Source organism: Plantactinospora sonchi, from assembly GCF_036422035.1.
Classification (GTDB): domain Bacteria; phylum Actinomycetota; class Actinomycetes; order Mycobacteriales; family Micromonosporaceae; genus Plantactinospora; species Plantactinospora sonchi.
The window spans coordinates 193,235-204,733 of record NZ_JAZGQK010000013.1 but is presented as its reverse complement, the minus strand read 5'-3'; the positions used below and the strand labels follow the sequence as shown (position 1 = coordinate 204,733).

The 11,499-nt window shown below is 72.5% G+C and carries 9 protein-coding genes; 2 read left to right on the top strand and 7 right to left on the bottom strand.

Going from position 1 to position 11,499, the window contains the following annotated elements; all coding sequences use genetic code 11:
- Window positions 1-2: 2 nt before the first annotated feature.
- Together V1633_RS17425 and V1633_RS17420 are read right to left on the bottom strand one after the other, a co-directional pair.
- Window positions 3-2,165 (bottom strand): RecQ family ATP-dependent DNA helicase, encoded by a 2,163-nt coding sequence (locus V1633_RS17425; RefSeq protein WP_331215392.1) that lies wholly within the window; start codon window positions 2,163-2,165, stop codon window positions 3-5.
- Window positions 2,166-2,273: 108 nt separating this feature from the next.
- Window positions 2,274-3,020, bottom strand: a complete 747-nt coding sequence (locus V1633_RS17420) for an SDR family NAD(P)-dependent oxidoreductase (RefSeq protein WP_331215475.1) — start codon at window positions 3,018-3,020, stop codon at window positions 2,274-2,276.
- Window positions 3,021-3,200: 180 nt separating this feature from the next.
- On the opposite strand from V1633_RS17420, the gene V1633_RS17415 reads away from it, so the two are divergent.
- Window positions 3,201-6,044 carry a type 1 periplasmic-binding domain-containing protein gene (locus tag V1633_RS17415; RefSeq protein WP_331215391.1) on the top strand — a complete coding sequence of 948 codons (2,844 nt, stop codon included), beginning with the start codon at window positions 3,201-3,203 and terminating at the stop codon, window positions 6,042-6,044.
- Between the two features lie 65 nt (window positions 6,045-6,109).
- Window positions 6,110-6,343: a hypothetical protein gene (locus tag V1633_RS17410; RefSeq protein WP_331215390.1), complete on the top strand. Its 234-nt coding sequence runs from the start codon at window positions 6,110-6,112 to the stop codon at window positions 6,341-6,343.
- Between the two features lie 39 nt (window positions 6,344-6,382).
- Here the strand turns inward: V1633_RS17410 and V1633_RS17405 are convergent, their stop codons facing one another.
- Genes V1633_RS17405 through V1633_RS17385 form a run of 5 tightly spaced genes read right to left on the bottom strand, consistent with a single transcriptional unit; the run spans window position 6,383 to window position 11,134 of the window.
- Window positions 6,383-7,540 carry a branched-chain amino acid ABC transporter permease gene (locus V1633_RS17405; protein WP_331215389.1) on the bottom strand — a complete coding sequence of 386 codons (1,158 nt, stop codon included), beginning with the start codon at window positions 7,538-7,540 and terminating at the stop codon, window positions 6,383-6,385.
- A complete protein-coding gene (locus V1633_RS17400) occupies window positions 7,537-8,427 on the bottom strand; it encodes a branched-chain amino acid ABC transporter permease (protein ID WP_331215388.1) in 891 nt (296 codons plus the stop codon). The genes V1633_RS17405 and V1633_RS17400 overlap by 4 nt, the downstream gene beginning before the upstream one ends.
- Window positions 8,424-9,185 (bottom strand): ABC transporter ATP-binding protein, encoded by a 762-nt coding sequence (locus V1633_RS17395; protein ID WP_331215387.1) that lies wholly within the window; start codon window positions 9,183-9,185, stop codon window positions 8,424-8,426. The genes V1633_RS17400 and V1633_RS17395 overlap by 4 nt, the downstream gene beginning before the upstream one ends.
- On the bottom strand, window positions 9,182-9,925 hold the full coding sequence (locus tag V1633_RS17390; protein ID WP_331215386.1) for an ABC transporter ATP-binding protein: 744 nt from the start codon (window positions 9,923-9,925) through the stop codon (window positions 9,182-9,184). The genes V1633_RS17395 and V1633_RS17390 overlap by 4 nt, the downstream gene beginning before the upstream one ends.
- Window positions 9,926-9,928: 3 nt before the next feature.
- Window positions 9,929-11,134, bottom strand: coding sequence for a substrate-binding domain-containing protein (locus V1633_RS17385; RefSeq protein ID WP_331215385.1), 1,206 nt, complete (start codon window positions 11,132-11,134; stop codon window positions 9,929-9,931).
- Between the last annotated feature and the right edge of the window lie 365 nt (window positions 11,135-11,499).

Sequence of the window (11,499 nt, the reverse complement as noted above, 5' to 3'; positions counted from 1 at the left end):
GCTCAGCCGGCCACCGCGAGGGCGAACGGCAGCACGGCCGGCACGCCGGCCTGGCGCAGCAGCCGGGCGACCATCGTCATCGTCCAGCCCGAGTCGACCAGGTCGTCGACCAGCAGGATCGGGCCGGCCAGTTCGGCGAGGTCCACCGCCATCGACTCGGGCAGCGTGAAGGCGCCGTGCAGGGCGCGTACCCGCTGGGCGCTGTTGCCGCGCGGCCCGGCATCGGCAGGGTCGCCCGACCGGGCCGGCACCTCGCCGAGCAGCGGCAGCCGACCCACCGTGGCGATCCGTTCGGCCAGGGTACGGACCAGGCGCGGCCGACGGCGCGACCCGATCGCGACCACCCCGACCGGCCGGGCCGGCCACCTGTCGTCACCGTGCGCCCACACCTTCAGTACGTCGATCACCGCGCCCGCCAGGTCCTCCGGAAGTTCCGGGTCGACACCGGCCGGGTCGACACTGTCCGGGCCGACCAGGGTACGCAGCCGCCCGCCCCAGCCGAGGTCGGAGAGGCGTCCGACGGCCCGCCCGGGCAACGCCTGCTCGGCCGGACCGAGCCGACCCCGCAGCGGTACGCCGACCGCCTCCAGACCGGTCGGCCAGAGTTTCTTCGGTGGGATCTCCACACCGGGACGGCCGAGGAACGCCTGCGCCGCCGCGAGCCCCGGCGCCGACACCTCGGCCGGGTACCGGGGGCCGACGCACCGGTCGCAGCGTCCGCAGGCGGTCGCCCCCGGGTCGTCCAGGCAGCGGCGGAGGAACTCCATCCGGCAGCCGTCGGTGGCCGCGTACTCCAGCATCGACCGCTGCTCGACCGCGCGGGCCTCGGCCACCCGGCGCAACCGGGCGGCGTCGTAGTCCCACGGCTCGCCGGTGGCGATCCAGCCGCCTCGGACCCGGCGGACCGCGCCGTCGACGTCGAGGACCTTGAGCATCAACTCCAGCCGGGCGCGGCGCAGGTCCACCATCGGCTCCAGCGCCGGCGTCGACAGCGGACGATCTGGCTGCAGCACCCGGAGCACGGCCCGGACCTGCTCCTCGGGCGGAAACGCCAGCGAGGCGAAGTAGCGCCAGATGGCGGTGTCCTCCGCGCCCGGCAGCAGCAGCACCTCGGCCTCGCCGACCGCCCGACCGGCCCGACCGACCTGCTGGTAGTAGGCGATCGGCGACGGCGGGGCGCCCAGGTGCACGACAAAACCCAGATCCGGCTTGTCGAAGCCCATCCCCAACGCCGACGTCGCGACCAGGGCCTTGAGCTTGTTGTCCAGCAGGTCACGTTCGGCCGCGCGCCGCTCGGCGTCGTCGGACTGCCCGGTGTACGCCGCGACGGTGTACCCCCGGGTGCGGAGGAACTCGGCGGTCTCGCCGGCCGCCGCCACGGTGAGGGTGTAGATGATCCCCGAGCCGGGCAGCCGGTCCAGGTGGTCGGCGAGCCAGCCGAGCCGGTGCGCCGGGCTCGGCAGTTCCAGTACGGCCAACCGCAGCGACTCCCGGTCGAGCGGACCCCGCAGCACCAGGGCGTCACCGAGTTGCTCCGCCACGTCCTCGGTGACCCGGGCGTTGGCGGTGGCGGTGGTGGCCAGCACCGGCGTACCGGCGGGCAGCCCGGCCAGGAAGGTCCGCAGTCGGCGGTAGTCGGGGCGGAAGTCGTGCCCCCAGTCGGAGACACAGTGTGCCTCGTCGACCACGAGCAGCCCGGTGGTGGCGGCGAGCCGGGGCAGCACCCCGTCCCGGAAGTCCGGATTGTTGAGCCGTTCCGGGCTGATCAACAGGACGTCGACCGTACCGGCGGCGATCTCGGCGGCGATCTCGTCCCACTCGTCCAGGTTCGCCGAGTTGATCGTGCGGGCCCGGATCCCGGCCCGGGCCGCCGCCTCGACCTGGTTGCGCATCAGCGCGAGCAGAGGCGAGACGATCACCGTCGGCCCGGTCTCCGGGGCACCCTGCCCGGGCCCGCCCGACGCCTGCCGGAGCAGGGCGGTGGCCACGAAGTAGACCGCCGACTTACCCCAGCCCGTGCGCTGCACGCAGAGCACCCGGCGTTTGTCGACCACCAGCGCCTCGATCGCCCGCCACTGGTCGTCCCGCAGCCGTGCCCGCTCGCCGGCCAGCCGGCGCAGCACCGCCTCGGCCTGCTCGCGTACCTCTGCCCGATCGTCACCCATCCGACATTTCTACCAGCGGATGCCGACAGACGACTGCCTCAGCGCACGGGCGGGCGACCGGACCCGGCCGGACGTCGCGATCCGGAACGAGCAGGCCACTCGGAGGTGTCAGCGGCCGAGAACGGATCCGCCGTTGACCCCGAGCACCTGTCCGGTGACGTAGCCGGCGGACGGGCCGGCCAGGTAGCGGACCGCCGCCGCGATGTCAGCGGGCTCGCCGGCCCGGCCGACCAGGGTGGCGTCGATCCGGCGCTGGTGGCCCTCCGGCGTCATCCGGCCGTCGAAGAACTCGGTGTCGGCGACGTAGCCGGGAGCCACCACGTTCACCGTGATCTCCTCCGGACCGAGCTGCTGCGCCAGGTCGTACGCCCAGCCGTGCAGTGCCGCCTTCGCCGCCGAGTACGGCCCGCCGCCGCCACGCAGCGCGGCGATCGAGCTGAGCAGGATCACCCGCCCACCCGGTCGACGCAGCGCCGGCCGCAGCGCCTCGGTCAGGAGTACGGCGGTGAGCACGTTGCTGTCGAGGTTGGCCCGCCACTGCGCGGCCACACCCTCCAGGGTGGACTGGTCGCCGCCGAGGTAACCGCCGGCGTTGTTCACCACGACGTCGACCCGCCGATCCCCGACCGCCGCCACGACCGGAGCCAACTGGGCCGGATCCGTCAGGTCCGCCGCCACCGCCTCGACCGCGTCGGGTCGACCGCAGCCGGCCCCGATCCGGTCCGCCGCCTCCTTGAGCAGGTCGGCCCGACGGCCGACGACGATGATGTCGTACCCGTCCTCGGCCAGTGCCGCCGCGGTCGCCGCGCCGATGCCGGTCGCGCCGCCACTGACAACCGCCAACCGTCCGGTCATCGCTCCCCCCATGTCCTGATCGTCTCCTGCGATCCTGCCTCAGGCGGAGGCCCGGTGACCAGTTCCGGGACGTCCGGCGGACGGTCGGCGACCACCCTGGCCGACGCGACCCACCCTTGTCCGCCCTCGCGACACTGTGGTCATCTTTGAACGACCCAGGGTCACAGTCGGAGGTGCGTGATGCGAGGGCTGGCGGACCAGAAGCAGTCGACCTCCGGGCGGGAACGGCTCCCGTCGGGTGGATCGGAATTCCTCGGGATGCTGGCCGGCCTGCTCCGCCGCCCGCGCCGGGGTGAACGGAAACTGCCCTTGATCTGGCTGGTCCGCGCCGAGGGCGCTCCCGACCTGGTCAGCCTGCTCCGGCGGATCCTGGGCCGGGGGCAGCGACGACGGATTCCGCACGCCGTCCTCGACGCCCCTGCCGCCGACCGGGCGGCACGACACGAGGAGACCCGGGCGGCACGACACGACGAGCCCCGGCCGGCACGACAGGACGACGGGACCCGGCCGGCACGGGACGACGACGAAACCGGGGCGGCCGACTCGTCGCCGCTCGACGACAATCCGCCACCGGGCGATCGGCCAGCGGCCGGGACCGACCTCGCCGTCGCACTACGCACGGTGTACCGACAGCTCTCACTGGAGGCCTTCGGCGGCGAACGCCTCCGGTTCCGGCACTATCCGCTCGCGGACTGGCTGCTGCACCAGGCCCCGGGCGAGGAACTGGACGCGGGCGACCGCCGCCGGACCCTGGTCCGGCGGTTGCGCGACCGGCGTGGGCGTCATCTCGCCGACGAGACGACCGGCGGTGGCCCCGAGGACGCCGTCGCCACCGTCTACCAGTTCGCCTTCTGGCTGGTCCGCCGGGCGATCCCGAGCATCGTCTTCCGGGTCGCGATCTCCGGACGGGTCCCGCTGCTCGGCCAGCACTACCGGTGGTTCATGCGCCAGCAGTACCTCGCGCCACGGCAGTCGGTGACCTTCCTCGGCTTCGCCGAGCGGCTCACCGCCGGCTGGCGGGACGGCGAACAGCCCGACCAGGTGCACAAACTGCTGGTACACGCCTTTCTGGAGGACCTGCGGCAGGCGTACCGGCGACGGTTCTGGCGGCCGGGGAGCTGGCGGCGTACCGCGTACCCGATCCTGCTGGTCGACGGCGTCACCCCGGGTGACGCCGGGCACGCCCTGGTCCGCCTGGTCAACGACGTCCGGAACGAGACGGGCCGCAACGACCCGCTGCTGGTCCTCGTCGCGGCCACCGCCCCACCGCCCGAACTGCCCGAACCCTATCCGCTGGTCGACGCCGAGGAGGCGTACGACGAGTGGGCCGACGTGCTGCCCGAGACGCGCCGGCTGCGCCGGGCCGGGGCCTGGCTCATCGTGCTGGCGCTCGGCGACCCGAGCAACGGATCCGAGCCACGGGGCGGTACGCACAACTTCACCCCGCCGAGGCCGCCGTGGTGGTCCCGCCGGTTCCTGCCCGCCGCCGTCTGCCTGCTGCTCCTCGCCGGAGCCGCGACCTGGGTCGACAGCCGATGGTCGGTGGACTGCCATCCGGCGGCCCCGCTCGGCGCGGCGGTGTCGGTCGAGGTGGTCGGCGGCGAGTGCGTCGGCTACAGCGACTCGGCACGACACGTCTTCAACCGTGACCCGGGGCAGGAGCGGCTCCGGGCCGTCCAGCAACGGATCTTCGCCCAGAACGCCGCCGCCGAGCAGGTGTGGGAACGCAGCGACCGGCGGCGGCCGTTCCTCACCCTCGTCTACCTGGGCACCCTCACCGGCAACCGGACCCGGACCGACGAGGAGTCGTACGTCTCCGAGCGCGAGGAGCTGGAGGGGATGGCGACCGCCCAGTACGCGCTGCTGCAGGAGTCGGCCGGGGCCGACGGGGCGGCGCTGCTCCGGGTCGTCGTCGCCAACGGCGGCCACCAGATGCGGCACGCCGGCCGGGCGGTGGCGATGCTGGCCGAACTCGCCCGGGACGACCCGACGGTGCTCGGCGTGGTCGGCCTGGTCGACAGCCGGACCAGCACCGCCCTCGCACTGCGCGAACTCAACCGGATCGGCCTGCCGGCGATCGCGCCGACCCTGTCCGCGGACGACATGGATGCCAACTCCGACCTCTACCTGCAGATCTCCGCGCCCAACCGGGACCAGGTCGCGATGATCGACGAGTACGCCCGGCAGGTGCTCCGGGTCGACGAGGCGCGGGTGTACTACACCACCGGCGAGAACAGTTCCCTCACCGAGGACCTGTACGTCAGCACCATGCTCACCGGGCTCCGGCAGCGGTTCGGCGACCGGCTCGGCCGGGTCGAGGAGTGGCGCACCGGGCAGCGGTTGACCGAGGAGTGCGGATATCCCGGCCTGCTGCTCTTCACCGGCCGCTGGTCCGAGTTCGACGGTTTTCTCCGGGCGTTGAAGGAGTGTGGCGCCGACCCGCCGCGTCACCTGGTCGCCAACGACTCGGCCAACCGGTACATGGCCAATCCCGGCCTGCGGGCCAGCGCACCGGGCAACCTCCCGGTCACGTACGTCTCCAAGGCCGGACTGGCCAGCTGTGCGAGCCTGCGCGCCGCGCGGGAGCGCCGGGACGACGTACGCGGCAGTTTCCTGACCTGGATCCAGGCCGACGACCTGCTCGAGCCACCACGCTGCCGGGACGGCGACGACACCCCGGTGGGTGAGCGGGTCAGCCTGGCGTACGACGCGGCGACCATGATGATCCGCGCGGTGGAGGGCCTCGCGGCGCGGCTGCGGCACGCCGACCCCCGGCAGCGCTGGAATCCTCGGGCGGTCAACCCGCTCGGTGTACACACCGAGGTGCTGCGGCAGAACGCGGCGCAGGGTTTCCCGGGGGTGGCCGGACCGATCCAATTCGCCACCGACTCGGGTGAGCCGGTGGCGAAACGGATCTCGTTGCTGCGGGTGACCCGGGTGCCCGACGTGGCCACCGCCCCCGTCGAGGTGTTCCACTGTGGAGTCGGCGCGACCTCCCCGGACCAGCGCTGCCGCCCGGTCTGACCGGATCGAGCCGACCGTTCACCCGGCGAGGTGTGTCGGGGCGAACCAACCCATCCGGCCCGCCTGTGGACAACGCCGGAGTTTTCCACAGCCGGGTTGGCCGGCGTGGCAGCGCCACGGCAGCCTCGGCACTGGAGTTGCGTTACCTGCACGACGTCGAACGCGCCCATGTACTTCCGGTCGGGCAGCGGCAGGCGATTCGACTGCGCCGGGGCGGGCGGTGGTACGACGACGTGCGCTACCGGGACTACCGGACCCGGGTCGAGCTGGACGGCTGGACTTTACCGGATCATGTATAGGTCACCTTGCCGTGAGAGTTGCCCGCAGGAGCGGCGGGGTCAGCTGGGGCGTCGCCGTGCGGCGGCGCGCAGCGGGCCGAGACGGCCGGCGAGCCCGGCCAGCCCACCCGGGAAGAAGTAGACGGCCAGGATGAAGACGGTGCCGAGGACGAACAACGGCTGGGACAGCGGTCCGCTCAGCACGCCCGGTAGCGAATCCACCGCCGAGGAGGCGCCGAACGCGGTGAGCCGGTGGTCCAGGTACATGTAGAGCATTCCGCCGAGCACCGGCCCCCATCGGGTCCCCGGCCCACCCAGCACCACCATGACCAGCAGCGACAGGGTCAGCTCGGAGGAGGTGACGTGCGGCGACGCGCCGCCGACCAGCAGGCAGTAGATGACCCCGCCACCGACCGCCATCCCGCCGGACAGGGTGAACGCGACCAGCTTGAACCGGTACGGGTCGAGCCCGAGCACCCCGATCCGTCGTTCGTCGTCCCGCAGTCCGGCGAGGACCCGGCCGGTCGGCGAGCCGGCGACCCGGTGCACCACCAGAACCACAACCGCCAGGTACGCCAGCGCCAGCCAGTACAGGTTGACCGTGTTCGCGACGCCGACCAGCATGGTCGGCAACCCGGAGACGTCCAGTGGCAGGCCTTCCTCACCACCGGTGAGTCCCCAGAAGTCCTGCGCCACCAGGATCGCGCCGACCTGGGCGAACGCCAGGGTCACCATGGCGAACGCGATGCCGGCGGTACGGAGCGCGACCGCGCCGAGCAGCGCGGCGAGGGTGGTGCCGCCGGTGAGGGTCAGCAGCGCCGCCTGCCACAGCGGCAGCCCGGCCTTCGTGATCAGGATGTCGGTGCCGTAGACGCCGGCCGCGAAGTAGAGCGCGTGACCGAAGGAGAGCATCCCGGTCCGGCCGAACAGCAGGTCGTAGCCGGCGGCGAGCCCGCCGAAGACCAGGCAGATGGCGAGCAGTTGCAGCGTGCCGGGCGCGTTGAGTGGACCATCGAAGATCCCCGGCACGGAGACCGTCGAGTACGGCAGCACCGCGAAGACCAGGAGCACCAGCAGCGGCGACCAGGTCCGCAGGGCCGACCGCCAGCCTCGGCCCGGTGCCGGAGCCGGGCCGGCGGTCGGGGTCTCCGTCGGCGGGGATCCGGCGGGGCTGGTGGCCACCGCCGGTCCGGCGGACGAGGTGGTTGTCTCCGTCATGCGGCCGCCGCCCTTCCCGCGATGCCCTGCGGGCGGAGCAGCAGCACGATCGCGAGCAGCGCGACCACGCAGATGTCCCCCGCACCCGAGGTGCCGTAGTAGTTGACGAACTGCTGCAGCAGACCGACCGCGACGGCGGCGTACGCCGAACCGACGACCGAACCCATGCCGCCGATCACCACCACGATGAAGGCGAAGATCAGCAGTGATCCGCCCTGGCTCGGCGAGACCGATCCGAAGTAGACGCCGCCGAGTGCCCCGGCCAGCGCCGCGGCGGCCCCGCCGATGGCGAAGACCAGGGTGAACGCCTTGCGCACGTCGATCCCGAGCGCGGTGACCATTTCCCGGTTCTCCACCCCGGCCCGGATGATCAGGCCGTACCGGGTGTAGCGGAGGAAACCGAGCAGCGCGGCCAGCACCACCGCCGCCGCGACGATGAGCAGGATTCCCGAGTTCGGCACCTTGGCGCCGAGTACCGGGGTCACCTGCTGGGTCCACTCCGGTCGCGGGAACGGACGCGGGTCAGCTCCCCAGGTGGCCTGGAGCAGCGCGACACCGGCCAGCGAGAGCCCGACCGTGACCAGCACCTGTTCGATGGTGCGGGAGTAGAGCGGGCGGATCATGACCAGCTCGACGGCCATTCCCACCACCGCCCCGGCGACCACCCCGAAGGCGACCGCGAGCACAAATCCGAAGCCGGACGGGCCGGCGCCGGGCAGGTTCCCCGCCGCCCACCAGGTGGCGTACGCCCCGACGGAGAGGAACAGTCCGTGCGCGAAGTTGAGCACGTCGGCCAGCCCGAACACCAGGGAGAGTCCGGAGGCGACCAGGAAGTACAGTGCCGCCAGTCCCAGCCCGGTCAGCGTCAACAGCACGATGGTGCTCACTTCGGATCCGCCTTCCCGCCGGCACCGGCAGCGTGGTCACCGGCGACGCCGACGCCGAGCAGGGACCGGGTCAGTTCCGGCTCCCGCAACAGTTCGTCGGCGGCACCGCTCCAGGCGACTCGGCCGGCGGCCAGCACCACCGCGTCGCGGGCGAGTCGGCGTACCACCGCCAGGTTCTGCTCGACCAACAGCACCGGAACGGCGACCGCGACCCGCTCCAGCACCTCGGCGACCTCGGTGACGACCTTCGGCGCGAGTCCCTTGGTCGGCTCGTCGACCAGCAGCAGTCGATTGTCGTTGAGCAGCACCCGGCCGATCGCCAGCATCTGCTGCTGCCCGCCGGAGAGCGAACCCGCCCGCTGCCGGCCACGCCGCTTCAGCTCCGGGAAGAGTTCGTAGACCCGGTCGTACCCGGGGGTGCCGGAACGCCGCTCGGCGAGCCGCAGGTTCTCCGCCACGGTCAGGCCGGCGAAGACGCAGCGGTCCTCCGGCACGTAGCCGAGACCGCCCCGGACCAGCCGGTGGGTCGGCTCACCGCCGAGGATCCGGTCACCCGTCCGCACGGTGCCGCGTACCTCGCCGCCGCGTGGGGTGAGGCCAAGGATCGCCCGCAGTGTGGTGGTCTTGCCGACGCCGTTGCGGCCGAGCAGCACGGTCACCCCGCTCGGCGCCACGTCGAACGAGACCCCCTGCAGGATGTGCAGGCCGGCGATCCGTACCGACAGGTCGGAGACCGTGAGGACCGGCGGGTTACTCATAGCGACTCACCTAGGTACGCCTCCTGCACCACCGGGTTGGCCATCACCGTCTCCGGGACGTCGCAGGCGAGCAGCGCGCCGTGGTGCATCACGGCGATCCGGTCGGCCAGGCCGAGGATGACGTCCATGTGGTGTTCCACCATGAGCACCGCGCGTCCGCTGTCGCCGGTCAGCGAGCGGATCACCCCGACGAGTTCCGGCACGTCCTCGGCGCTCACCCCGGCCATCGGCTCGTCGAGCAGCATCACCGTCGGCTCGCCGGCGAGCAGCAGCGCGATCTCCAGTTTCCGCTTCTCACCGTGGGCGAGCGTGCCGGCCAGGGCTTCCGCCCGGTGGGCCAGCCCGACCCGGTCCAGGGCGGCGTCGGCGGCGGCGACCACCTCCCGATCGGCCGCCGCCCGCCGCCACAGCCTCATCGAGCCACCGCGATGTGCCTGTACGGCCAGCCGCACGTTCTCCCGCACGCTGAGCGAGCCGAAGACCGACGAGGCCTGGAAGGTACGTCCCAGACCGAGCCGGGCCCGTCGGTACGGCGGCAGCGCGCTGATGTCCGTACCGTTCAGCAGCACCTGGCCGGCAGTGGGCCGACGCAGGCCGGAGACCAGGTTGAACAGCGAGGTCTTGCCGGCACCGTTCGGCCCGATCACCCCGAGGAACTCCCCGGGAGCCAGGTCGAGGTCGACGCCGTCGACGATGGCGACCTCACCGATCCGCCAGGTCAGAGCGCGGGTGGCGAGCACCGCTCAGCCCTTCATCGCGACGGCCGGCGGCGTGGTCTCCTCCGGCGTCAGCACCTTCTGCGCCGTCGCCGTGATCGCGTCGCCGCTGCCGGCGAGCTTCGCCTGGAACATCGGCTGGAGCAGGGCGTGGTCCTCGGCCCGAACGGTGATCTTGCCCTTCACCCCGTCGAAGCTCCACCCCTCCAGCGCGGTGACCATCTTGTCGACGTCGTCGCCGCCCTCCTGGGCCGCCCGGACCACCATCTGCGCGGCGGTGAAACCGTCGGGGTGGAACAGGTCCAGCACCCCGCCGGGTACGGCCTTCTTCGCCGCCTGGGCGGCCGGGTTGTCGGCGGCACCGTCGAAGAAGTGCGACAGGAACGAGATCTTGGTACCGGCCGCGCCGAAGGTCGGCCAGGAGGCCCGGATGTCCAGCCCGGTGACCACGGTGGTGGAGCCGAGCACGCCCTGCTGGTCGAGGGTCTGCCACATGGCCGGGGCGGTGGTGCCGGCCCAGGCGACAAAGAGCAGGTCCGGCTTGGCGGCGGTGAGTTGGCTGGCGAACGGGGTGAAGTCGGTGGCGCTGGCCGGGGCGAGCACGCTGGTGACGGTGGCGCCGGCACCGCCGATCACCGCCTTCACCGCGTCCTCGTTGCTCTTGCCGAACGCGCTGTCCTGGGCGAAGACCACGACCTTCTTGCCGGCCGCGTCGCCGATGAACGACTTCGCGGTGAGCACGTCCTGGTACGACTGCCGCCCGGACCGGAAGGTGTACCGGTTGACCCCGGTCGCACCGTCGGTGGCGGCCGGCCCGGAGATGAACAGGACCTTGTTCTGCGCGGCGATCGGGGCGACCTGCAGTGCCACTCCGGAGGCGGTCGAGCCGGCGAGGATCTGGTAACCCTTGCCGATCAGGTCCTTCGCCGCCGAGACCGCCTTGGCGGGGTCACCCGCGTCGTCCACCTCGGTCACCTCGACCGTACGGTCGCCGATCTTGTTGGTGCCACCCGTCGCGTACGCCAGGCCGGCGCGGAAGCCTTCGATGTACTGCTTGCCGTAGCTGGCCAACGCCCCCGACTGGGAGTAGACCAGGCCCACCTTGACCGGCGCGGTGCCGTCACCGCCTCCGGTCGCGGTCTCCTGCGGGCTGCCGCAGGCCGTCGCGGCGAGCGCCGCGGCCAGCAGCGTGGTGGCGGTGACAAACACCCGCCGCGTCGTCCGGACCGTCATCATCGCTCCACATGAGGGGGAGTTGGGAGAAGCATCGTCGGCTCACGGTAGGAGTGACGTCACGCACGGGCTATGTGGCTGAAACCCACAAGTAACACCCGACGGGTGGCCGGCACAGACAAGGGCCGACCCCGGTGGCAGCCTCGATCACCACCACCCGGCCGACCCTCACCGCAGCCTCGGCCACCACCACCGCCCGGGGGCGACCCCGACGGCAGGCCCCAACTCACCACCGCCCGCCGCCACTGACGGCAGCCTCAACTCACCACCGCCCGGGCCGATCCCGACGGCAGCCTCAACTCACCACCGCCCGCCGCCCGACCGGACGTGGTCCGACGCAGAGGCGTCACGCGTCGCCATCGTCC